We start from the raw sequence: 22,008 nt of genomic DNA, 5'->3' as shown, positions 1-22,008 counted from the left end.
CCCTAGCATGGAGTCATGAGCCTCGACCCTGACGACCCGCGCCCCCCGTATCAGCAGGTCAGCAGCGTTCTGCGCGCCGCGATCCTCACCCGGAAAGAAGGCTTCGTGCCGGGGGACAAGCTCCCGTCCGGACCCGAACTCGCGCGGCGCTACAGCGTGGCGCGCGGCACCATCGACAAGGCCCTCGACCTTCTGCGAGGCGAAGGGCTGATCGTCACGCGCCAGGGCAGTGGCAGCTTCGTACGGGAGCGCACCGAGCGGCCCGTAGGGCTCCGCCCACACCTCGAAGCTGCCTTCGAGGAGTCCGCCGTCACGATCGACTTCGCCGGGTTCTCCAGCGAGACGCTGCACAGCGCCTTGCAGGAACCACTGGACAAGGTCCGGTCCGGACGGCTGGCGCCGGAGTCCATCACGGTTCGCCTGCTGCTGCCGGACGCCACGGCGCCCATGGGCATCCCCGCCACCGTGGACGGTCTGCGCGACGAAGAGGCATTGCGCAAGCGGGCCCACAACATCGGGGTCACCCACGCGGGCGGCATCAAGCACTCCGTCGAGGTGCTGGCCGACTACGGCCTGGTGAAGTCGGCCCGGGTCGAGGTCCGGGTGCACCGCGCGTCCAGCCTCTTCAAGCTCTACATCCTGAACGGGCGGGAAGCGTTCTTCGGTTTCTACCCGCTCCGGGAGCGGACCCTCACCTACGAGGGGGAGCCGTACTCCTTCTTCGACGTCACGGGGAAGGACACCACGCTGTTCAACCACTCGTCCGGACCCGACGACGCCTCCATCGGGTCGCAGTACGTCCAGCAGGCCCAACGCTGGTTCAACAGCGTGTGGGACACCATCGCCTACGACCGGGAGGCTCAGGCATGACGGCGTTGGCAGAGGTGCTCCGGCCCGCCCGGCACGTTCTCCTCGACTTCGACGGCCCGGTGTGTTCGGTCTTCGCCGGGCTGCCCGCGCCGGAGGTCGCCCGGCTCCTCCACGGCGCGCTGGCCAAGGAAGCCGAGGACCTCCCCGCAGAGTGGGGAACCGAGTCCGACCCCTTCGTCCTGCTCCACTCTGTCGCTGACGAGCGGTCGGCGTTGACGTCGCTGGCCGACGGGTACCTGGGCCAGCTCGAAGAAGAGGCGGTCAGGGTCGCTCGCCCCACACCGGGCGCGGAAGAGCTGCTCCAGGCGTGCCGGGAAACCGGCCGCGCCGTGTGGATCGTCAGCAACAACGCGGGGGCGGCCATCACGGAGTACCTCTCCACGCACCGGCTGGACCGGCTCGTGGCCGGGGTGTTCGGCCGGGTGCCCGGCGCCCCGTCCTTGATGAAGCCGAACCCGCGGTTGCTCCACGACGCCATCCGGGCGGCGGGTGCGACCGCCGCCGAGTGCGTGTTCATCGGGGACGCCGCACGGGACGTCGAGGCCGGGACGGCGGCGGGCATGCCCACCATCGGATACGCCAACAAGCCGCACAAGCCAGCGAAGCTGGCCGCTGCCGGGGCCGTCGTGGTGACGGAGTCGATGACGGCTCTCGCCCACGCCGTACGGGCCGCCGGACGTCCTGACGGGGGGCCAAACAGGGGGCCAAACGCCGTGGCCCCGTAGGGACGGCTCCGGACGTCAGTGGACTCCCGTGGAGGGAGCCGAGCAGGGCGGAACACCCGGTCCAAGGCCAGACCGGGCGGTAATCGCGTTCGGGACGAAGAGGTCGTGGGTTCAAATCCCGCCACCCCGACAGCTGAAACACCAGGTCAGGGGCCTGATCCGCGAGAGTGGGTCGGGCCCCTGAGTGGTTTCCGGGAACTCTCGACGGAGAGAGCCGCACGGCTGGAAGATGTCGTCCAGCCCGCGTGGCGGGGGTGTGCCGTCTGGCGGAACACCAGTGAGCCGGTGATGTGGCGGGTCGGCGAGGCCGATCTCCTCATGTGTCTGGAGGACTTGTGCGACGTGGCGAAGTCTGGTGGGTGCAGTTCGACGAGCGGAGGCTGGTCGTCCTGCTGTCGGGAGACGACACGTCCGGGATCCGGGTGATGCAGGTCGTCCCTCCCGCGGGGGTCGACCTCAGCGGTCTGGGCATCGAAGTGACGGTCGGGGCCGATGAAGGGCTGCCGTTCGAGGGCGTGTTGCGGCTCGCGGTCCCGCGTCCGGGCTTCACGCCGTGCACCTGGCTGACCACCGTGCCCCGGGATGACCTGATAGAGCGGGCGGCCGTCCTGTCCGCCGCGAAGCTCGGCGAGATCGACGACGCCCTCCGGCTCGGTGGACTCGGGTAGACGGGGAAGGAGCCGACGTCCGCGACGGCGTGGGCGGTCCCGGGCGGGAGGATCGAGACACCTGCCTCGGCGCCTCTCACCACCGGGATCACGGTCTATGGCCGGAGTACCGGACAGCGGTTCCAGGGATCGTCGCGAGGAGCTGGCCCGGGGCGGCCGGTGCCCCCACGTCTGGCGGGGTGCTCAATGCGGCGGGGCGCGTCGGCCTCGGTTTCCGGTGGTGCGGCGCCATCCGCGCGGAGTCCCCCGCCGACGTCCTGGCGGGCGAGGGGTGCGCTTCGTGGGAGGCGCCGCCGCTCCCGGAAGCCGACTGGTGGTGGAGGAGCTCCGGGGCCTGCTCGGGGGGTGAGAGCGGAGGGGGCACGGGCCGCGTCCGGGGGCTGAGAGCGGCTTCGGTGCGGAGGCGCGCTCGGGGCCGCCGGGACTCTCTCGTACCGGCGCTCCTCCGGCAAGTAGCCTTCCGGGGGAAGAGGGTGAGGGAAGGTTGCCGAGCGACCAGAAGGCTGCTAACAGTCGAGCCGGAGAGCCGGAGAGCCGGAGAGCCGGAGAGCCGGAGAGCCGGAGAGCCGGAGAGCCGGAGAGCCGGAGAGCCGGAGAGCCGGAGAGCCGGAGAGCCGGAGAGCCGGAGAGCCGGAGAGCCGGAGAGCCGGAGACCGTTGGGCGGGTTGGGGGCGGTGCCGCCTTCGGGCGGAGGTGCGCGATGGAGGGCGACGGGCGCGTTCTCGTTCCCGTGGGGACCGGGGCCGCGCGGTGGCGGACCTTCGGCGGCGAGCGCGTCGTGGTGGTCGCCGCGCGGACGGTGACCTCGTTGGTGCGGGTGCTGGACGTGGTGCCCGGGATCGTGCGGGACGATCCGCGGATCACCGTGGTGTTCGCGTACGACCCGACGTCCGCCTTCAACGACGGTGTGCTCGATCTGCTCCGGTCGCTGGGCTGCCGTACGCTTCCGTGGCCCCAACTCGCCGAGATCGCGCCCGATCTGCTGATCTCCGCCTCCGAGAACGTCACGGTGCCGCCCGGTGACTATCCGGTGGTGGTGCTGCCGCACGGGATCGGGTTCCAGAAGTGGGTCCCCGACTCCGCCGGACCCGGCACCCGGCTCTCCGGGCTGGTCCACGACGATCTGCTGACGGCGCGGCGCGCCTGGCTCGCGGTGTCCCACCCCGACCAGGAAGCCCAGTTGGCGGCCGCCCACCCCGGCACGGTCGGACGGACGGTGCTCATCGGCGACCCCTGTCTGGACCGGATCGCGGCGAGCGTCCGATGGCGGGAGCGCTACCGCGCGGCCCTCGGCGTGGCGCCCGGTCAGCGGCTGGTGCTGGTGACCTCGACCTGGGGCGGGGAGTCACTGGCCGGAACGTGGCCGGGGCTTCCGGCGGAGCTGCTGGCGCGGCTTCCGGCCGACGAGTTCCGGGTGGCGCTGGTGCTGCACCCGAACGTCTGGTCCGGTCATGGGGCCTGGCAGGTCCGGGTCATGCAGCACAGCGCCCTGGAGGCCGGTCTGATCGCCGTCGACCCCACGGACGGCTGGCAGCAGGCGCTGGTCGCCTCGGACCTGGTGATCGGGGACCACGGGTCCGTGACCCTGTACGGGGCGGCGCTCGGACGGCCCGTCGCGCTCGGGGCGTTCGGGTCGGAGGCGGTTCCCGGGACGGCCGGACACGCGCTCCGCTCGGCGGCGGAGCGGCTGACGCCGGACCGGCCGCTGCGGCCGTGGTTGGAGGAGGTCATGGCCGGTCACCGGGCGGACCGGTTCGCCGGGGTCCGCGCGGCCGCCTTCGCGGAGCCCGGTCAGGCCCTGCCGAGGCTGCGGGAACTGGTCTACCGCCTGCTGGAGCTCCCCGTCCCGGCCGGGCGGCCGGAGCGCGGGCCGCGCGCCTTCCCCGTCCCCGTTCCGGACACCGCCCGGGCGCGGTCGCTGATGGTGCGCACCTCCGTCGTCCGGGACTCCGGGGACGGGCTCCGGGTGGACGTCGACCGGTTCCCCGCCGCCCTGGTCGGGGAGGAGGCCGAGAGCGGGACGGTGTTCTGGCACCTGGCCTGCGACGTCGACGAGCCGGACACCCGGCTCACCGAGAGCGCCGCCGTCGTGTGCTCGACGTCGGAGGTCCTGCCGCCCGAAGCCGGACGGCGACGGGTGACGTCCCTCCTGGCCGATTTCCCCGGGGCGCGGATCGCCGCGCTGCCCGGGGAGGACGGTTGCGTCGTCGGCACGCGCGACGGACGGTTCACGCGCGTCGGCGCCGTGGAGGGGCCGCACCCCGATCCCGGTACGGCCGCGGCGGCGGTCTACGCGCGGCTGCGCCTCGGTCTGCCGCTGGACCGCGCCACGGTGGTGCTGGCGCACGGCGCGCTGCGGCGGACGCTGCTGCTGCGTCCGCTGCCGCCGTCCGGCGGTCAGCCGGTGGTGAGCCGGGCCAGGACCACGGCCGCCCGGGGGCTGCCGCCCTCCTCGTAGACCGCGAGGGCGCGCCGCAGACTGCTCCGTACCGCCTCGGGGTCGTCCAGCAGGTCCGCCAGGTCTTCCAGGGCCTGGGCCTCGTAGTGGGACGCCCCGACCCGGCGCAGTTCCCCGACGGCCCTGGTCAGGGCCGCCACGGCCGCCTCGTCCGCGCCGGTCCGGGCCAGCACCCGGCCGGTGTCGGCGAGGGCCCGGGCCGCCATCCGCTCGTCGCCCAGGGAGCGGAACGCCTCCCCGGCCCGGGCGAGGGCGGTGAGCGCCGTGGCGTGGTCGCCGGTCGCGCTCTGCGCACGGCCCAGGAAGTAACGGGCCAGGGTCTCGCCGCGTCCCTCCTCCGGCTCGCCGCGCCCTTGCCGGGCCTCGGTGTTGAGCGCGAGCGAGGTGCGGTACGCGTCCACCGCGCGGGCCGGGTCGCGCGGGTCCCAGTACCGGCCGAGGAACTCCTGGACCGACGCCTGGAGTTCCACGTGCCCCGATTCCACGGCGAGCCGTTCGGCGGTGGCCAGCTGTTCCCCCGCCCGCTCGTCCTGTCCCAGGTCGAGCAGCGGACGGGACAGCAGGCTGCGCAGCCGGGCCTCGGCGGCCGGGTTCCCGTCGCGCCGGGCCGCCTCCGCGCCGAGTTCCAGGGACTCGCGCCAGTCCGCGAGGTGCCGGTGGTGGAGGAAGAGGACCGTGAACGCCTCGGCGATCTCCCACACCTGACGGTCGAGGCCGAAGCCGGACGCGGCCCGGAGCACGGCGAGGACGTTGGCCCGTTCGGCCTCCAGCCAGTCGATCGCCGCCCGGCCGGGGTCGGCGGCGTCGGCGAACGGTCCCGGGGCGGTGACGGTGTCCGGGCCCGTCATGCCGTCTTGGCCGGTGTCGGTGCCGGTGTCGGTGTCGGTGCCGGTGTCGGTGCCATTGCCGGTGCTCTGCGTGGTGTCGGTGCCTGGGCCGGTGCCCGTGACCAGGCCGGACGGTGTGACCGGCGGATCCGTCGGGTGGCCGTCCGGGCGGGCGATCCGGAGGCGGTCGGCCCGGACCGCGAGGTCCGCCGCGGCGGTCAGCGCGCGGTAGTGGTCGGTCACCCGGCGGACCGTCTCCCGTTCCGCGCCGGGCGCTTCGAGGGCGCGGGCGGTGTCCCTGGCGTGCAGCCGGACCAGGTCGTGCAGGGCGTATCTGCGGTCGTCGCGCACCGAAAGCAGACTGGCCGCCTCCAGTACGTCCAGCGCTTCCCGCGCCTGGTCCACCGTCCGCAGCCCGGCGGCGGCCGCGGCGACGGCGGCGCCGAAGCTGGGGACGGGCAGCCGGCCGAGGGCCCGGTACATCCGGGCGGCCTCCTCGGGGAGGTCCCGGTAGGTCACTTCAAGGGTCGCGGACACGGTGCGCTCCTCGTGGGCTGAGGACACGGTGATACGGCTGAGGCGGCTCTGTTCGTCGGAGAGTTCGGCGACCAGCGCGCCGATCGTGAGGCGACGGTGGGTCAGCAGCCGGGCGGCGCAGATCCGCAGGGCGAGCGGCAGTCCGCCGCAGAGTTCCGCCAGCCGGGCCGCGGCCTCCGGTTCGTCCCCGGTCCGGGTGGGGCCGCACAGGGCCGACAGCAGTTCCAGGGCGCTGTCGGCGTCGAGGACGTCGAGCGGGAGCAGGGACGCCCCGTCGAGGACGAGTTCACCCAGGCGCCAGGTGCTGGTCGCCAGCACCGCGCTGCCCGGCCCCTGCGGCAGCAGGGCGGTGACCTGGGCGGGGCGCGTCACGTCGTCCAGCACCACCAGCATCCGGTGCCCGGCGGACAGGTCGCGGTAGAGGGCGGTGCGGTCCGCGAGCCCCGCGGGGAGGTACTGGTCCCGCACGCCCAGGGCGCGCAGACAGATCGCGAGCGCTTCGGAGACGTCCCCGCCGGTGCCCGCGCGCAGTGCCGCGAAGTCGACGAAGATCTGTCCGCCGGGGAAGCGCGGACGGTTGTCGTGGGCCCATCGGCAGGCGGCGGCCGTCTTGCCGATGCCGGGGAGTCCGCTGAAGACGCCGATCGGGCAGGCCGCCCCGGAGCCGCCGGGGCCGTCCGGACCGCCTTGGCCGTCGGGCGCGAGTAAGCCGTCCAGTTCGGCCAGTACCCGCTGGCGGTTGACGAAGCCGCGCGGCGGGCGCGGGACCTGGTCGGGGCGCCGGTTCGCCGGGGTTTCCCGGCCCTCGTGGTAGTTGAAGGTGATGCCGCCGTGGACGACACCGGCCTGGACCAGCTGGCCTTCGACGTCGCCCGACAGACTGTTCGCGATCCCTTCCGCCGCCGGGCGTTCCGCACCGCCGCGCCCGCTCATGGACCACCGCCTCCCGGGATCTCCAGACCGTGATCACGGTACTGGATCCGGTTCGGGGAAGGGCGTGTTCCGCCTCCGGGGGCCGTCGGGTCCCCGGAGTGGAGCCGTCGGAAGCGGGCCGTCGCCGGGGCGGTGCGCGGCGGGTTTCCGGGCACCGCCCCGGGGAGCCCGGTACGAGCGGGCGAGCGGGCCTAGGGTGGAGTCCTCCGACACCGAGCGAGGGAGTCCCGGCATGGACCCGATCACCGCGGCGGTGCTCGCCGCCCTGGCAGGCGGCATCAGCGGGGAAGCCGGGCGTCAGGCGTGGCAGGGGCTCAGCACGTTGGTGCGGCGGCCGTTCGGACGGGCCGGGGCCCGGGACGAGGTCGCGGACGGAGACGGTGCCGGGGGCGGAGACGGTGCCGGGGGCGGGGTGGCGGAAGGGGCCGGAGGGCGGGACGGGGGCCTGGACGGGGGCGGAACGCCTTCGGTCAGTTCCGGTGAGCGGGAGGCCGCCGCGCTGGAGGCCGATCCCGCCGACCCCGCGCACGCGCAGGCCCTGGCCACCGCCCTGGGCGTACGGGCCGCCCTGGACGGGGAGTTCCGCGCGCTGCTCGACGAGTGGTGGCGGCGGACGCGGGACGAGCTGCCGCGCGGCGACACCGTCGAGAACAGCGTCACCGGCGACGTCCGGGGCGGGACGGTGCTCCAGGGCCGCGACTTCACCGGCCCCATCACCTTCACCACGTCCCGCCCCGACAGCGCCGGTTCCGGTTCCGGTTCCGAAGGGAACTGAGAGTCCGTCGGCACGTCGTCGGCCGTTCGGCACGTCGTCAACCGTTCAGGGCCTTCGTGCGCTCTCCCTCCGCGCCCGGTTGCTTTCGCTGGCTTTCGTCAGCCTTCGGCGAGCGGGCGCGAAGTGGCCGAATCAGCCTTAAGGGGGCTTCTGACGCGAGGGTCGGCAGATTACCGTTCGGTACGTCGCGTGACGGCCGTTCCGGGGGTGCCACCCCGTCGGCGCGCGGCCGCGGGGCGGTCGTCACGGGAGTCCGAACGCCGTCTGCGAAGGGAACCCTCCGTGACCTCAGCGAGGTCGACCCGGGCGCGCCGTACCGCGCGCCGGGCCACCGCCGTCACCGTCACCGTCCTGACCGCCGCCGTCTTCTCCGCCACCCTCACCGGGTTCACCGCTCCGGCCCCGGAGCCGAGCCTGCCCGTGGAGACCACCGAGGCCGCCGAGGCCGCCCGGGCCGCCGCCCACCCGGCCACCGCCGCCACCGCCGCCGACCGCGCCGCTGCCGGACGCGCGCCGCGCCCCGCGCCCGGCAGCGGTCGGCTGCTGAAGGCGGTGGACCTGCCCGCCGAGGCCCGGCCGCACGGTGGGCCGGGCAAGAGCGTCGAGTACGCGTCCACCGGCGCGCACGGGGGTCGGGTGACCGTTTCCGGACTGGTCTTCGCCCCCGCCGGGAAGCCTCCGAAGGGCGGCTGGCCGGTGGTCTCGCTCGCGCACGGCACCGTGGGCAGCGCGGACGTGTGCGCTCCGAGCCGGGTGGAAGCCCTGACGTTCGGCCGTGATCCCGAGGTGCGGGGCTGGCTGGACCGGGGGGTCGCGGTCGTGGCCACCGACTACGAGGGGCTCGGCACGTCCGGTCCGCACCCCTATCTGCACGGCCGCAGCGCGGCGTACGGCACGATCGACATCGTGCGCGCGGCCCGTCAGGCACGGATCGGGACCTCGGGCCGCTGGGTGGCCTCCGGCCAGTCGCAGGGTGGCCACGCGGCGATCAACGCGGCGCTGTACGCCACCCGTTACGCCCCGGAACTCGACTTCCGGGGTGCCGCCGCCACCGCCCCGCCGACCACGATGACCCGGCTCGTCCTCGACCGCTCGGACTCGACCTCGGACGAACGGGCCGCGCGCACCTCGCTGTACCCCCTGATCACCGAGGGGCTGCGGGCGATCGACCCGGGGCTGGACTTCGACCACCTGTACTCCGAGCGGGGCCGGGAGTTGATCCCGACGGCCCGCACCAAGTGCTCCCTGGATGTGTTCCTCCAGGTCAGGCAGTCGGGACTGGGCGACAGCACGGTGTGGAAGCAACGCCCCGAGACCGAACCCGCGTTGCTGAACGCGCTGCGGAGGCACGTCGACACCCCGGTCGCCCGGCTGGACCGTCCGCTCTTCATCGGACAGGGCGCGCGGGACGAGATCGTGCAGGCGGGCGTCACCTCCGACTACGCGGAGGACCTCCGGCGGGCCGGGTCGGACGTGACCTACCGGGAGTATCCGACGGCCGGTCACATGACCGTTCCCGTGGTCGCGGCCGCCGACCTCACGGCGTGGGTCGAGCGGCGGCTCGGACTGCGCTGAGAGACTCTCGTCGGGCGGGCCTCCGGAGGTTCGGAGGCCCTCCCTGGAGTGGCTGACCGGTGGGCGCGGAGCGTCTCCGCCCCCGCCGGTCGCGCCTCATCGGGGTCGGCGACGGGCCGTCCGGGTCACCTCGCCCACACGGGGGGTGCGAAGGGGCCGGTCGGGGCGACCGCGACCGGTGTGAAGACGGTCTTCCCCGGCGCCACCTGGCCGACCAGGCCCAGCGAGCCGCCGGGGAGGCGCAGGTCGATGACGAACTGAGTGCCCTTGCCCCACCGCTTCACCCCGTGCAGGACCTTGTCGTAGTAGCCGTCCTGGTTCAGGACCTGTCGGACCCGGGCGGGCGTCAACCGCTTCACGGGCTTGAGGGCCCGGGCGATCCGGGCGGCGTGCAGGGGAGCCTCGCACCGCTCCACGACGTTCAGCGACGGCTTCCCCGGGGCGGGACGGGTGTCCGGGAGGCCGATTCCCTCGGGGGCCTTGGGCGCGGTCGTGGGCGCGGTGCGCGGCGCCTTCGTCGTCGGCGCCTTCGTCGTCGGTGTCTTCGTGGCGGTCGGACGGTCCGGCTGGGGCCAGGAACACGGCTGGCCCACCCAGTGGATCAGATAGAGGAATTCCAGGTAGGGGTTGGGAAGGGTCGGGACGGAGGACGGCACGGTGCTGGGGTCGCGGATCAGGAGCCTCGGGTCGACGGGGACGGTCGCGGTGGTGCGGGTGGTGTCCTTCCGCGCGGTGTCGGCATGGGCCGCCCCGGCGCCGAGGGCGGTCAGCGCCAGCGAGGCGACGACCGTCGCCGTGACGGCGCGCCGGGGGCCGCGAGCCGTGCGGCGGGAACGGTGGGTGGCGGGTGTGGCATGTGTCATGGGCACAGTTTTCGATCCGGGGCGGCGGACGGCATGAGTGCGGATACTCAGACGGGCCCGGGGGACGGGCGGGTTCCCGCCATCCCCGGCCAGCCGCTTCCACCGCTTCCGCCGCCCCGCCGTTCGCGGGGCTTGCGCCGCTACCGGCGATTGCGCCGTTCCCGGCGTTCCCGCGCTCCACGCCGCACACCGCGCGTCCCGACGCTTCCAGCGCTTCTGCCGCTCCGGTCCGTCCTCGCCCCGGCGGCGGTGGCCACTGTCCGGCACCACCCAGCACCGCCCGGCGCCATGTGGTGCCGTCTGACGCCACGTGGCACCACATGGCACACCCCGCTCGAACGGTTGGTGCCACGTGATGCCAAGTGGCACCACATGGCACCACCTCGCACCCACATGGGGCCACGCGAAGGCATGGCGCCACCCTCCACCACATCACCCGCTCGACATTTCCGCAGGTAGACGACCCGTGCGCCACCACGTCACCACAGTGGCGCCATTCAGGGTTGCGCTTGGCGCCACAGTGATGCCATGATGGCGTTATGGACCTCACCCCGTATGTCGACTCCCTCCGCCGCGAACTCGCGGTCGCCGCCGAAGCGGGCGGGAAGGACGCTCGCGAGCTGGCCGAGAGGCTCACCGCTCCCCTGGAGTCGGCGACCCGGCTGACGATGCTGAACGTGCTCTCCGCCGCGATGGACGAGATCACCCGCGAACTGGCCCCCGGCTCGGTCGACGTACGGCTGCGCGGTCTCGACCCCGACTTCGTGGTGACGCCGCCGTCCACCGACGGCCCCGCCCTGGCACCGCCCGCGCCCGCCGAACCGTTCACGGCCCCCGCCCCGGTCGCGGGTCCGGCCGAGGGCGAGGAGGGCGGCACCGCCCGCGTCAACCTGCGACTGCCCGCCCACCTCAAGGCGCGGGCCGAGGAGGCCGCCGGCCGTGAGGGCCTGTCGGTCAACGCGTGGCTGGTGCGGGCCGTGTCGGCGGCGGTCGACGGCGGGGCCCAGCCCCGGCAGCCGCAGCCGGGCCGGGCCCACTCCATCGGACAGAGCTTCACCGGCTGGGCGCGCTGACCCCGCCGCGACACCCCGCATCACCCCGCATCACCCCGCACGGCGCTACACCGCACCGCACTGACCTTCGCCCACACCACGTCCCACCTGCGGGGACGACTCCATGACTCACGAGGACGGGACACCCATGCCTTCTTTCGACACCCCCGCGCCGATCTCCGTCACCGCTCACGTCGAGGCCGGTTCCATCCAGTTCGCCGCGGGTGACCGCTTCGACACCACCGTCGAGGTCCGGCCCCGCGACCCGGAGAAGAGCCTGGACGTGCGGACCGCCGACCAGACCGAGGTCACCTACGCCGGTGGCGTCCTGACCGTCAGGACCCCCAAGGCCAACCTGCTCGGCCGCACCGGCACCGTCGACGTCACCGTCGAACTGCCCGCCGGGTCCCGCGTCGACATGACCGGCGCCTGGGCCCAGGTCACCGGTCACGGCCGCCTCGGCGAGGTCCGGGTGAAGACCTCCTCCGGCGACGTCCGCCTCGACACCACCGGCCCGCTGCGGCTGAAGGCGTCGCACGGCTCCATCGCCGTGGACCGCGTCGAGGGCACCGCCGACATCTCCACCAGCTCCGGCAGTCTGCGCGTCGAACTGATCGACGGCGCCGCCGTCCTGAAGAACTCCCACGGCACCACCACCGTCGGCGCCGTGACCGGGGAGCTGCGGGTGAGCGGCTCCAACGGCGACATCGAGGTGCGCCGCGCCGAGGACTCGATCACCGCCACCACCGCCCACGGCACCCTGCGGGTCGCCGAAGTGGCGCGGGGCACGGTCCAGTTGGAGACCTCCTACGGCGCCATCGAGGTGGGCGTCCGCGAGGGCACCGCCGCCTGGCTCGACGTCAGCGCGACCTCCGGCCAGGTCCGCAACGCCCTCACCGCCTCCGACACCCCGGAGACGACCGAGGAGACCGTCAACATCCGCGCCCGCACCCGCTACGGCAACATCGACATCCTCCGCGCCAAGTCCTGACCCGCCGCGCCAGCGGGCCCGCGCCTCCCGCCCCCACCTCACCGCCGGGCCCGCCCTTCTCCTCCCCACTTCTCCCCCTTCTCCTTCGCCCCTGCGGTCCCCCGCTCCTCAAGCCTCCGAACGGGAGAGCTCCATGGCTTCCTCTGTCATGCCCACGCCCAGGCGAAACGGCGACCACGCGCCGCGCGCCGCCGCCGTCTCCGCCACCGGACTGCGCAAGTCCTACGGCGACAAGACCGTCCTCGACGGCATCGACCTGGACATCCCCACCGGATCGGTGTTCGCCCTGCTCGGCCCCAACGGCGCCGGCAAGACCACCACCGTCCAGATCCTGTCCACCCTCGTCGCCCCCGACGGCGGACAGGCCCGGATCGCCGGACACGACCTCGCCGCCTCGCCCCAGCGGGTCCGTGCCGCGATCGGCGTCACCGGACAGTTCTCCGCCGTCGACGGGCTCATCACCGGCGAGGAGAACATGCGCCTCATGGCCGATCTGCACCATCTGCCCAAACGCGAGGGCCGCCGCGTCACCGCCGAACTCCTCGAACGCTTCCAGCTCACCGAGGCCGCCGGGAAGCCCGCCTCCACCTACTCCGGCGGGATGAAGCGCCGCCTGGACATCGCCATGACCCTCGTCGGCGGTCCGCGCATCATCTTCCTCGACGAACCCACCACCGGCCTCGACCCCCGGTCCCGTCACAACATGTGGCAGATCATCCGCGAACTGGTCGCCGAGGGCGTCACCGTCTTCCTCACCACCCAGTACCTGGAGGAGGCCGACCAGCTCGCCGACCGCGTCGCCGTCCTCAACAACGGGAAGATCGCCGCCCAGGGCACCCCCGAAGAGCTCAAGCGCCTGATCCCCGGCGGTCACGTCCGGCTCCGCTTCACCCACCCCGCCGCCTACCAGAGCGCCGCCCACAAGCTCCACGAGGCGACCCGCGACGACGAGGCCCTCTCGCTCCAGATCCCCAGCGACGGCAGCCAGCGCGAACTCCGTTCCCTCCTCGACTGGCTCGACGCCGCCGCCATCGAGGCCGACGAACTCACCGTGCACACCCCCGACCTGGACGACGTCTTCTTCGCCCTCACCGGCAACTCCCCGTCCGTCACCGCCACCACCGCCACCACCGCCACCGCCCAGCCCGGGTCCGGTCAGCACCAGTCCAAGGAGAACGCCCGATGAGCAACCTGACCCTCGCCGTGCGGGACTCCTCCACCATGCTCCGCCGCAACCTGCTGCACGCCCGCCGCTACCCCTCCCTCACCCTCAACCTGCTCCTCACCCCCATCGTCATGCTCCTCCTCTTCGTCTACGTCTTCGGAGACGTGATGAGCGCGGGCATGAACGGCGCCCCGGACCGCGCCGCCTACATCGCCTACCTCGTGCCCGGCATCCTGATGATGACCATCGGCGGCACGGTCGTCGGCACCGCCGTCTCCGTCTCCAACGACATGACCGAGGGCATCACCGCCCGCTTCCGCACCATGGCCATCCACCGGGGCTCCATCCTCATCGGCCACGTCATCGGCAGCGTCATCCAGTCCGTCGCCAGCGTCACCCTGGTGGCCGCCGTGGCCGTCGCCATCGGCTTCCGCTCCACCGACGCCACCGCCCTGGAGTGGCTCGCCGCCTTCGGCCTGACCGCCTTCATCGCCTTCGCCCTCACCTGGATCGCCGTCGGGATGGGCATGGTCAGCCCCAGCGCCGAGGCCGCCAGCAACAACGCCCTCCCCCTCGTCGTCCTCCCCCTCATCTCCAGCGCCTTCGTCCCCGTCGACGCCATGCCCGGCTGGTTCCAGCCCATCGCCGAGTACCAGCCCTTCACCCCCGCCATCGAGACGCTCCGCGGACTGCTCCTCGGCACCGAGATCGGGCACAACGGCTGGCTCGCCCCCGCCTGGTGCGTCGCCCTCACCGTCCTCGGCTACTTCTGGTCCAAGTCCACCTTCGACCGCGGCTCCAAGTAGCCCCCGGCGCGGGCCCGGCATCGCACCGCCCCGGCCGCCCCGTCCTCCAGCCCCCACCGCCCGGTTCGCACGGGCGGCGGGGGCTGGAGGCGTGGGGCGGCGGGCGTCCCGGAGCCCCTCGGCGTCGGTGTCAGTGCCCCGTCGTACGCTCCCCGGTATGGCTCATACGCTCATGGTCTACGACGGTCCCGCCGAGGCCGCCGCGCCGACCGCCCGCACCGGTGGCGTCCCCCTCGTGCCCGCCTGGTTCGTCTGGCCGCGCTGTTCGTCCTGCGAGGGGCCGCTCCAGTTCCTCGCGCACCTGCCCGTCGGGGCGGGCGTCCTGTCCGTGTTCATCTGTGCCAACGACCCGGGCCTGTGCGAGGAGTGGGACGCCTTCGAGGGCGGCAACCGGGCCTTCCTGTTCCCGGCCGCCGGGCTCGCCCCGGCGGAGGTGCCGGACGGGGGAGAGACCCTGCTGGGGGCCGTGTCGGCGATCCGCGTAGAGGTCGTCGAGGAGGAGGCGTACGACGACGCGCGCGACGCGTACGCCCGGCGCGTCGGACGGGGCCGTACCGTCCTGGGTTCGCTGGGCGGCGAGCCCGGCTGGTACTACCCGGACCAGTGGCCGTCCTGCCCGGACTGCGAGCGCCGGATGGACTTCGCGGCGCACCTGGAGGAGGGGCACGAGGAGGAGACCGCCGCCAACTTCGGCGGCGGTCTCGGCTACGTCCTGGTCTGCGCGCCCTGTTCACGGGCGGTGTTCCTCACCCAGGGGTGACGGACGCCTCCCGGGCGGCGCGGCGGCGGTCCGGGTCGAGGACCCGTTCCGCGAGTTCGCCGAAGAGCAGCCCGAACGCGGTCCACAGGGTGGCCTGGACGGCGAGCGCGGCGATCCGGAACTTCCACACCACCGTCGCCGGGAAGTCCGTCGGCATCTCGTCGACGGACGGCAGGAACGCGTACGCGAGCCCCACCACCAGCACCAGGAACGCCGCCGCCGCGACGGTCGCGTTCCAGGTGCCGAGCCGGGGCGCGAGCCGCTGGCCGAGGATCACCGCGCCGACGGTGAGCAGCACGCTCAGCACGAGCATCAGCAGGTACAGCGTGGTCCGCCGTCCCACGCTGTCGTCGGCGCCCACGGCGGGCGGGTTGGCGGGGTACTTGAGGAAGGGGACGACGTACACGGCGACGAGTCCGGCGACGGCGAGGAGCAGGGCCGTGGCGCGCGGCGTGAACCGCCCGATCCGGCCGAGCGCGAAGCAGTACGCGAGGGACGCGAGCCCGCCGAAGGCCACCCCGTACACCAGGATGCCGGTGGCGAGGCCGCCGGTGGCCTGGAGGTCCCGGCTGACCAGCGGTTCCTCCTCGGCACCGTGGTCGTGGCCGGAGGCGTGGGCGTCCTCGTAGGCGATGGCCGCGTCGACCTGCGGCTCACCGAGGAAGTACGCGACGAGGAGGGCGAGCACGCCCGCGGCGAGTCCCGCGAGCATGCCCCGGACGAGGAGTCGTCTGACGGTGCTGGAGTTCATGGGTGCGGTGTCCGGCCCCGTCAGTGGCAGGGGTAGCCGAGCAGATGGCGGGCGTCGTGCACCCACTCGTGGACGCCCTCCCCCGACACCAGTGCGACGGCGCCCTGTTCGGCGCCGATGAAGTACAGCAGGATCAGCATCAGGACGCCGCCCAGCACGGCCCAGGGCGCGATGTCCCTGAGCGGCAGCTTGGCGGGGGTGAGGGCGGGTGTGGCTGTCGGTTGGACGACGGACTGCGCCATGGCAGGACCTCCAGGGGAACTCGCGTCCCGGCTCGGTGGTGCGGAGGACGAGGACCTCGGGTCTGACTCACCCGGCCCGCCCCGGGGGGCGCGCGGGCTCACAGTGGCGCGACCGTGCCGGAGTCCCACCGGCTTCCGTCGTGCCCTCGTCTGTACTGTCGTGTGCGTACTGCTGGATGTGCGTTGCTGGGTGCGTACGGGCACGTCGATGTGCCGGTGTACACACGTGGTGTCGCGATCGCTACGGTCTTCCCGTTCGCGCGCTCCCCCTTCTTCCTCCATCATCCGCTATCGGCCCGATATCGCCTGATGTCAAAGGAAGTTGAAGACGCAAGCGCGACGTGAAGGTACCGCGTCCCGGTGACCCGGGGAAGAGGGTCGTGACGTGGTGTTCGCCCCTTCCGGACGGCGGGCGGCGGTCCTCCGCCGGACGACGGTCCGCTCGCCGCACGACGGTCCGCTCGCCGGACGGCGACCCGCCGCCGGACGACGACCTCCCGCGAGCCGGGCGGACGGACGGACCCCAGCGGGCGGATGGGGCGACCGGACGGACGAGCGACTGACCGACGACAGGCGACCGGGCGGACGCGGACGTGGACGTGGACAGCGAAGAGGAGCGGACGGACGACATGGCGACGACGACAAGGGTGACCCTGGTGACTCCCGTCATCGGACGGGACCTGAGGGAGGCCCGGTTCGCCGGGGACGGCCCGCTGGACCCGGCAGCGCTCACCCGCGCGCGGACAGCGGGACACGCCCTCCCGTACGCCCCGCGCTGGTTCCGCTCCCCCACCGCCCGCTGCCACGAGACGGCCCGCGCGCTGAGCGACGGCGCCGCACGCACCGGGGCCGGGGCGGGGACGGGGACCTCGACCGCACCGGACGCACCGGACCCCGTGAGTGCCCCGGCCGTCCCAGCCGCACCAGACTCACCGGCCGCCGCCCCAGTCGCACCGGCCAACGCACCGCACGGACGGGCCGACGCAGCCGGACCCGAGGCCCCGGCCGCCCTCGCCGCCCTGGACGTGGGCCGCTGGCGGGGCCGCACCCTCGCGGAGGTCGCCGCCGCCGACCCGGCCGCCCTGGCACTCTGGACCGGCGACCCGGCGGCGACCCCGCACGGCGGTGAATCCCTGCGTGACCTGCGGCTCCGCGTCGGCGACTGGTTGGACGGGCTGACCATCGAGGGCGGCCGGGTGCTCGCCGTCGTCGAACCGGACGTCGTCCGCGCCGCCCTCGCCCACGCGCTCGATCTGCCCGGCCCCGCGTTCTGGCGGCTGGACGCGGCGCCCCTGACCGCCGTCGAGCTGAGCGGCCGGTCCGGCCGCTGGAACGTCCACCCGGGCCGCCCCCTCGGCTGACCCTCGCCGCCCCTTCGGCTTCGACCCCACAGCGACCCGACGACAGGGCGGGCCACGGGCACGGGACGCGAGCGCGAGCACCCGGAAAAGCGCTGGCCCGGCGTGGACGCCCGCCGAAGACTGGGTTCCCCACCCGCCCGGTGAAGAAGGAGCCCACACGCCCCATGTCCCGACCGACGCCCCCCGCTCCCCCCACCACCCCCCAGCCCCACGCGTCCTCCGTGCCCACCGCGCCCACCACGCCCCACCCCACCGTCCCGCTCCCGGACCTGACCGCGCCGGGCACGGTCACCGTCACCACCTGGAGCACCGACGGCCCGGCGGCGACCCGGCGCGTCCTCGGAGCCGTGGCCGCCGTCTGGATAGCGGAGCCGGAGACCCGTCCGCTGGCGTACGCGGTCTGCGTCACCACCGACGGCACCGCGCTGCTGCACTACGCGCGCTGGCCGGACGACCGGTCGGCGGCGAGCGGTCCCGTCCCGTACGAGGAGGCGGTGCGCGCCACCGCGCCGGAGGCGGAGCGCCTCACCCACGGTGCGTACCACCGCTACCGCACCGGCCCGCGCACCGAGGGGGACGACCGTACGGCGGGCTGTCTGGTGGCCGTCACGATCGGGTTCGACGCACCGGACGCGCACCGCCAACGCGACTGGACGGACGCGATGTTCGCCGCGACCGCCGGGGACCCGTACGACCGCGCGGGGGTGATCGCCGCCCACTTCCACACCGCCGCCGACGGCGTCGGCGTACTCAACCTCGCGGAGTGGGAGAGCGAGGCCGCCCACCGGGCCGCCTTCGAGGGCGCCCCGGACACGGCCACGGAGGAGGCCGAGCGAGAGACCGCGCGGCACGCCGATCGGGAAGACCAGCAGGAAGACCGGCGGGAAACGGAACAGGAAGCCGAGCGGGAAGCGGCCTGGGCGAGAGTCCTCGACTACCCCGGTCTCACCGGAAGTCAGGTGGTCCGCCACCTCCCCCTGCTCACCCTCCCCGCCGAATCCACCACCACCCCCTGACCGACCGGCTGGCCGAAGCCGTTCGCGGTGCGTCCGTCCGTCCCGGGCCCCACACCCGGAACGGACGGACCGCACCCGTCCACTGGACGCGTGCCCCACGCACGCGCCGGACGTCCCACCGAAGCCAGGAGTTGGAGTCGAGTCAGGCGGAAGTCGACGGAGAACGACCGGAAACGAAGAGAAGGGGAGAGGAAGGGGACGAGGAGAAGGAGACGACCGCCGCTCACCCCTCCCCCCCGTCCCGTCTACACCCCCACGTCCCGTCCGAGCAGGTCGTCCAGGGACTCGCGCCGTACCAGCAGCCGGGCCCGGCCGTCCCGGACGGCGATCACGGGCGGCCGTCCGACGAGGTCGTAGGCCGACGCCATCGACAGGTGGTACGCCCCGGCCACCGGGACGCCCAGCAGATCGCCGGGCCGGACGTCTCCGGGCAGCACGGCGTCGGAGGCGAGGACGTCCCCGGCCTCGCAGTGCCGCCCCACCACCGTGACCAGCGCGGGTTCGGCACGGGAGGCGCGGCCGACGAGCCGGGGCGCGTAGCGGACGCCGTACAGCGCGGGGCGCGGGTTGTCGCTCATCCCGCCGTCCACGGCGACGAAGTGCCGGGTGCCGGTGCGCTTCACGGCGAGCACCCGGTACAGGGCGACCCCGGCGGGTCCGGCGACCGCCCGGCCCGGTTCCACGATGAGCCGGGGCACCTCGATCCCGGCGGCGGCGCAGCCGCTGGCCAGTTCGGCGCGGACCTTGCGGGCGAGGGCGGTGAGGTCGAGGGCGTCCTCGCCGGGCCGGTAGGCGATGCCGTGTCCGCCGCCGATGCCGAGTTCGGTCAGCACCAGCCCGTGGCGCCGCCGGAGGCTCGCCATCAGCCCGACCATCCGGCGGACGGCCGCCAGGTACGGCTTGACGGTGGTGATCTGCGAGCCGAGGTGGGTGTGGAGTCCGGTGAGGCGCAGCTGCGGCTGGTCGAGGACGCGGGCGATGACGTGCTGGGCGGAACCGTCGGTGAGGGAGAGGCCGAACTTCTGGTCCTCGCCGCCGGCGCGGACCTTCTCGTGGCCCCCGGCGACGATCCCGGGCGCCACCCGCACCATCACCTTCTGGGAACCGTCCGGCCCGACGGCGGCGGCGAGCCGGGCGACCTCGGACGGGCTGTCGATGACGATCCGGCCGACGCCGAGCCGTAGCGCGGTGTCGAGGTCACGGGGGCTCTTGGCGTTGCCGTGCAGCACGATCCGCTCGGCGGGGAAGCCGCTGGTGACGGCGAGTTCGAGTTCCCCGGCCGAGCACACGTCCAGCCCGAGGCCCTCCTCCCGCACCCAGTGGACCATCGCCCGGCACAGGAACGCCTTGGCCGCGTAGACGACGTCCGCCCCGGGCTCCGGGAACGCGGCGCGATAGGTGCGGCAGCGCACCCGCACCTCGGCCTCGTCGAGGACGTACGCGGGGGTGCCGAACCGTTCCGCGACCTCCGTCAGCGCGACCCCGCCGACCGCGAGGTCACCGCGGGCGAGGGCCCTGACCGAACCGGGCCACACGGACAGCCCACCGGAACCCACCGCACGACCACCGACGGACGACGCCCCGAAAGCGACAGCGGACGGCAGCGCGGAAGCGGCGGCGGGCAGGACCCCAGAAGCACCAGGAGCACCAGGAGCACCAGCGGACGACGCCCCGGGCGCGACGACGGACGGCAGCGCGGGGCCGGAAGTGGACGGCGGCGACGCGGGGACGGCCGCGTCGTCAACGCTCATCGCGTCCCTCCGCCCACGGTCAGCAGCACGCCGGACGGGGCCGCTTCGGCCGTCGCGTCGGCCACGGGACGGGCGACCAGGACGGGGTCGACGGTGATCCGTCCGATCCCGAGCGGAGCGGCGAGCGCCAGCAGCGCGGGGACCGCGAGCCGCACGGCGGGGTGCCCCGCGCCCAGGGCGGCGGCGAGCCGGTCCACCGTGGTGAACCCGACGGCCGTCCGCTCGCCGAGCGGTGTCCGGAACCACCGCGCCACCGTCCCGCCGGACCCCGGGCGCACCGGCACGTACAGCACTCCGGACGGCCCGCCGCCCTCCTCCGACCGCGGACCGCCCACCCGCCCCGCACCGGCGCCACCACCGGACTTGCCACCGAACCGGTCGCCGGACCGTCCACCCTCCGGCACCCCGTCCCCACCGGCCCCCGACGGAGACAGGAACCCGGACGTCGACACGGCTACGGATACGGATACGGAAGGGAAGGGGAGGGCCGCCGGACATCGGGCGGCTCGGGGTCGCGGTCCGCGCGCAGCGCGCCCCCACCGGGACGGTCGGCACGCGGACGGGCGGCGGTGCGGGGGCGTTCGGCCATGAGCGGGTTCCTCCGGGGCTCCGGACGGGCGGCGACGGTTCGCCGGGGACGGTGGTGGCGCCCCCGGGCCCACGTGGAGGCGGGCCCGGGGGGGCCTCCGGCGACGGTATGCCCGGCCCCGGCCCCCGGGGACCTCCCCTGACGCCACACTGACGGCCCGGGAGCGGACGTTGACACGGGCCATACGCGGACGGTGGAAGCGTCTCCACCACCTGCCTCAAACCAACCCGGCCCGACGGCGACGGCGACGGCGTCAGTCCAGCGTCAGGACGGCGCCCCCCGGAACACCGCCGCCACGATCACCGCCAGCAGTCCGGCCACCGACGAGGTCATCAGCACCCCGCCCCAGAACGCCCCGTCCAGCCCCTCCCGACGCGGAACGACCCAGACGGCCCGGACGCCACGGGCATCACGAACAGGACGGATGCGACGGACATGGCGGACGCACCGAACGCCCCGGACCCGACGAACGAGACGGACCAGGCTCAGCCGTCCCGACCACGCCCCGCACCCACCGGCCACCGGGGACCTGTACCCACCGGCCACCGGGGTCCCTCCCGCACCAGGCACCAGAGCCCCGTTCCCGCCGGGGACGGGACCCCCGTGCCCACCGGGAACGGGCCGAGGGGCCGCCGTCATCGCTCCGGCACCTCCTCCGGCTCCAGCGCCGCGTAGTCCGTGAACGTCCGCCGGTAGCGCAGGTGCCGGGTGTCCCGCACGTGCCGCCGCAGCCAGTCCTCGACGTCCGCCGGGTGGCCGCACGCCCCCGACTCCGCCCCGCAGTCCGCCTCCTCGCCCGACACGCACCGCGCCGCGTACTCCGGTTCCGCCGTCGGGTCCTGGGCGATCGCGAACGGCACGTACCGGAACACCCGGCGCAGCCTCCGCACCCCGGCCCCGGTACCGGTACCGGCCCCGGCGCCGACCTCCGCCCGGCGCCGGGAGCTCTCGTTGGCCGCCCGCAGTCCGGCGCTCATCCGCTCCCGTCCGGTCAACGGCCGCAGTTCCGCGAAATCCGCCTCCCACCCCCGGCCGCCGCCGACCGGTCGCAGTAAGGCGTAGGGCCCCGACTTCGTCTGATACACCCCCACTTTTCTTCGAACGCGATCGAACACAACGGCACCGCCGACCAATCCGGTGCCGTCGCTTTCCCCTTGCTCCACCATTCCCGCTCCGTAAGCCGAACCCGTCCTCCCTCGACGGATACTCAATTACTGTTCGTATGGGCAGCGTTGCGCATCGCGGCGACGCGGCTCAACGCTGCCCGTGTTCCACTGATCCATGTCACGGAAG

General features: G+C 74.1%; 20 protein-coding genes. 13 read left to right on the top strand and 7 right to left on the bottom strand.

Features of this window, described 5'->3' with window-relative positions; genetic code table 11:
• Positions 1-15 precede the first annotated feature (15 nt).
• The 4 genes from ACVWNX_RS19155 to ACVWNX_RS19140 all read left to right on the top strand — a co-directional run bounded on the left by ACVWNX_RS19155 (position 16) and on the right by ACVWNX_RS19140 (position 4,721).
• Positions 16-870 carry a GntR family transcriptional regulator gene (locus ACVWNX_RS19155; protein ID WP_454408502.1) on the top strand — a complete coding sequence of 285 codons (855 nt, stop codon included), beginning with the start codon at positions 16-18 and terminating at the stop codon, positions 868-870.
• Positions 867-1,595, top strand: coding sequence for an HAD family hydrolase (locus ACVWNX_RS19150; protein WP_454408500.1), 729 nt, complete (start codon positions 867-869; stop codon positions 1,593-1,595). Before ACVWNX_RS19155 ends, ACVWNX_RS19150 begins: the two co-directional genes overlap by 4 nt.
• Before the next feature lie 335 nt (positions 1,596-1,930).
• A complete protein-coding gene (locus ACVWNX_RS19145) occupies positions 1,931-2,263 on the top strand; it encodes a type II toxin-antitoxin system PemK/MazF family toxin (RefSeq protein WP_454408499.1) in 333 nt (110 codons plus the stop codon).
• Between the two features lie 700 nt (positions 2,264-2,963).
• Positions 2,964-4,721 carry a hypothetical protein gene (locus ACVWNX_RS19140; protein ID WP_454408497.1) on the top strand — a complete coding sequence of 586 codons (1,758 nt, stop codon included), beginning with the start codon at positions 2,964-2,966 and terminating at the stop codon, positions 4,719-4,721.
• Here the strand turns inward: ACVWNX_RS19140 and ACVWNX_RS19135 are convergent.
• The gene (locus ACVWNX_RS19135) at positions 4,661-7,018 is read right to left on the bottom strand and encodes an ATP-binding protein (protein WP_454408496.1); all 2,358 of its coding nucleotides are present in this window, start codon (positions 7,016-7,018) and stop codon (positions 4,661-4,663) included. The genes ACVWNX_RS19140 and ACVWNX_RS19135 overlap by 61 nt on opposite strands.
• 232 nt (positions 7,019-7,250) lie before the next feature.
• Here ACVWNX_RS19135 and ACVWNX_RS19130 point away from each other — a divergent pair, with 232 nt between their 5' ends.
• Both ACVWNX_RS19130 and ACVWNX_RS19125 read left to right on the top strand, forming a co-directional pair.
• On the top strand, positions 7,251-7,793 hold the full coding sequence (locus tag ACVWNX_RS19130) for a hypothetical protein (RefSeq protein WP_454408495.1): 543 nt from the start codon (positions 7,251-7,253) through the stop codon (positions 7,791-7,793).
• 282 nt (positions 7,794-8,075) lie between these two features.
• Positions 8,076-9,368, top strand: coding sequence for a lipase family protein (locus ACVWNX_RS19125; protein ID WP_454408494.1), 1,293 nt, complete (start codon positions 8,076-8,078; stop codon positions 9,366-9,368).
• A 125-nt stretch (positions 9,369-9,493) separates the two neighbouring features.
• On the opposite strand, the gene ACVWNX_RS19120 is transcribed toward ACVWNX_RS19125, so the two are convergent.
• Positions 9,494-10,231 (bottom strand): hypothetical protein, encoded by a 738-nt coding sequence (locus tag ACVWNX_RS19120; protein WP_454408493.1) that lies wholly within the window; start codon positions 10,229-10,231, stop codon positions 9,494-9,496.
• A gap of 539 nt (positions 10,232-10,770) precedes the next feature.
• On the opposite strand from ACVWNX_RS19120, the gene ACVWNX_RS19115 reads away from it, so the two are divergent.
• From ACVWNX_RS19115 to ACVWNX_RS19095, 5 genes are all read left to right on the top strand, one after another.
• Complete coding sequence (locus ACVWNX_RS19115) at positions 10,771-11,304, top strand: hypothetical protein (protein ID WP_454408492.1); 534 nt, start codon at positions 10,771-10,773, stop codon at positions 11,302-11,304.
• A 127-nt stretch (positions 11,305-11,431) separates the two neighbouring features.
• Positions 11,432-12,274 carry a DUF4097 family beta strand repeat-containing protein gene (locus ACVWNX_RS19110; protein WP_454408490.1) on the top strand — a complete coding sequence of 281 codons (843 nt, stop codon included), beginning with the start codon at positions 11,432-11,434 and terminating at the stop codon, positions 12,272-12,274.
• 133 nt (positions 12,275-12,407) lie between these two features.
• Positions 12,408-13,460 carry an ATP-binding cassette domain-containing protein gene (locus tag ACVWNX_RS19105; protein ID WP_454408488.1) on the top strand — a complete coding sequence of 351 codons (1,053 nt, stop codon included), beginning with the start codon at positions 12,408-12,410 and terminating at the stop codon, positions 13,458-13,460.
• On the top strand, positions 13,457-14,245 hold the full coding sequence (locus tag ACVWNX_RS19100) for an ABC transporter permease (RefSeq protein WP_454408486.1): 789 nt from the start codon (positions 13,457-13,459) through the stop codon (positions 14,243-14,245). The genes ACVWNX_RS19105 and ACVWNX_RS19100 overlap by 4 nt, the downstream gene beginning before the upstream one ends.
• A 157-nt stretch (positions 14,246-14,402) precedes the next feature.
• A complete protein-coding gene (locus ACVWNX_RS19095; protein WP_454408484.1) occupies positions 14,403-15,005 on the top strand; it encodes a YwqG family protein in 603 nt (200 codons plus the stop codon).
• Here ACVWNX_RS19095 and ACVWNX_RS19090 read toward each other — a convergent pair.
• A complete protein-coding gene (locus ACVWNX_RS19090) occupies positions 14,992-15,756 on the bottom strand; it encodes a CbtA family protein (RefSeq protein ID WP_454408482.1) in 765 nt (254 codons plus the stop codon). The two genes, ACVWNX_RS19095 and ACVWNX_RS19090, sit on opposite strands and share 14 nt — an antisense overlap.
• Positions 15,757-15,776: 20 nt before the next feature.
• Positions 15,777-15,998 carry a CbtB domain-containing protein gene (locus tag ACVWNX_RS19085; protein WP_454408481.1) on the bottom strand — a complete coding sequence of 74 codons (222 nt, stop codon included), beginning with the start codon at positions 15,996-15,998 and terminating at the stop codon, positions 15,777-15,779.
• Between the two features lie 629 nt (positions 15,999-16,627).
• On the opposite strand from ACVWNX_RS19085, the gene ACVWNX_RS19080 reads away from it, so the two are divergent.
• Together ACVWNX_RS19080 and ACVWNX_RS19075 are read left to right on the top strand one after the other, a co-directional pair.
• Positions 16,628-17,359 (top strand): histidine phosphatase family protein, encoded by a 732-nt coding sequence (locus tag ACVWNX_RS19080; protein ID WP_454414841.1) that lies wholly within the window; start codon positions 16,628-16,630, stop codon positions 17,357-17,359.
• A gap of 164 nt (positions 17,360-17,523) precedes the next feature.
• On the top strand, positions 17,524-18,375 hold the full coding sequence (locus tag ACVWNX_RS19075) for a hypothetical protein (RefSeq protein ID WP_454408480.1): 852 nt from the start codon (positions 17,524-17,526) through the stop codon (positions 18,373-18,375).
• Between the two features lie 245 nt (positions 18,376-18,620).
• Here ACVWNX_RS19075 and lysA read toward each other — a convergent pair whose 3' ends face one another.
• The 3 genes from lysA to ACVWNX_RS19060 all read right to left on the bottom strand — a co-directional run bounded on the left by lysA (position 18,621) and on the right by ACVWNX_RS19060 (position 21,800).
• A complete protein-coding gene (gene lysA, locus ACVWNX_RS19070) occupies positions 18,621-20,126 on the bottom strand; it encodes a diaminopimelate decarboxylase (RefSeq protein WP_454408478.1) in 1,506 nt (501 codons plus the stop codon).
• The gene (locus ACVWNX_RS19065) at positions 20,123-20,461 is read right to left on the bottom strand and encodes an SAV_915 family protein (RefSeq protein ID WP_454408476.1); all 339 of its coding nucleotides are present in this window, start codon (positions 20,459-20,461) and stop codon (positions 20,123-20,125) included. The genes lysA and ACVWNX_RS19065 overlap by 4 nt, the downstream gene beginning before the upstream one ends.
• Before the next feature lie 889 nt (positions 20,462-21,350).
• A complete protein-coding gene (locus ACVWNX_RS19060) occupies positions 21,351-21,800 on the bottom strand; it encodes a DUF7848 domain-containing protein (protein ID WP_454408475.1) in 450 nt (149 codons plus the stop codon).
• Between the last annotated feature and the right edge of the window lie 208 nt (positions 21,801-22,008).

Source organism: Streptomyces sp. JNUCC 64 (assembly GCF_054484115.1).
This window is presented reverse-complemented; position numbering and strand designations above follow the sequence as displayed.

Coding starts and splice junctions, on each gene's coding strand:
- ACVWNX_RS19100 (WP_454408486.1), top strand. CDS start 13,457: ATGAGCAACCTGACCCTCGCCGTGCGGGACTCCTCCACCATGCTCCGC.
- ACVWNX_RS19085 (WP_454408481.1), bottom strand. CDS start 15,998: ATGGCGCAGTCCGTCGTCCAACCGACAGCCACACCCGCCCTCACCCCC.
- ACVWNX_RS19140 (WP_454408497.1), top strand. CDS start 2,964: ATGGAGGGCGACGGGCGCGTTCTCGTTCCCGTGGGGACCGGGGCCGCG.
- ACVWNX_RS19155 (WP_454408502.1), top strand. CDS start 16: ATGAGCCTCGACCCTGACGACCCGCGCCCCCCGTATCAGCAGGTCAGC.
- ACVWNX_RS19135 (WP_454408496.1), bottom strand. CDS start 7,018: ATGAGCGGGCGCGGCGGTGCGGAACGCCCGGCGGCGGAAGGGATCGCG.
- ACVWNX_RS19095 (WP_454408484.1), top strand. CDS start 14,403: ATGGCTCATACGCTCATGGTCTACGACGGTCCCGCCGAGGCCGCCGCG.
- ACVWNX_RS19115 (WP_454408492.1), top strand. CDS start 10,771: ATGGACCTCACCCCGTATGTCGACTCCCTCCGCCGCGAACTCGCGGTC.
- ACVWNX_RS19110 (WP_454408490.1), top strand. CDS start 11,432: ATGCCTTCTTTCGACACCCCCGCGCCGATCTCCGTCACCGCTCACGTC.
- ACVWNX_RS19090 (WP_454408482.1), bottom strand. CDS start 15,756: ATGAACTCCAGCACCGTCAGACGACTCCTCGTCCGGGGCATGCTCGCG.
- ACVWNX_RS19080 (WP_454414841.1), top strand. CDS start 16,628: ATGGCGACGACGACAAGGGTGACCCTGGTGACTCCCGTCATCGGACGG.
- ACVWNX_RS19105 (WP_454408488.1), top strand. CDS start 12,408: ATGGCTTCCTCTGTCATGCCCACGCCCAGGCGAAACGGCGACCACGCG.
- lysA (WP_454408478.1), bottom strand. CDS start 20,126: ATGAGCGTTGACGACGCGGCCGTCCCCGCGTCGCCGCCGTCCACTTCC.
- ACVWNX_RS19150 (WP_454408500.1), top strand. CDS start 867: ATGACGGCGTTGGCAGAGGTGCTCCGGCCCGCCCGGCACGTTCTCCTC.
- ACVWNX_RS19120 (WP_454408493.1), bottom strand. CDS start 10,231: ATGACACATGCCACACCCGCCACCCACCGTTCCCGCCGCACGGCTCGC.
- ACVWNX_RS19075 (WP_454408480.1), top strand. CDS start 17,524: ATGTCCCGACCGACGCCCCCCGCTCCCCCCACCACCCCCCAGCCCCAC.
- ACVWNX_RS19130 (WP_454408495.1), top strand. CDS start 7,251: ATGGACCCGATCACCGCGGCGGTGCTCGCCGCCCTGGCAGGCGGCATC.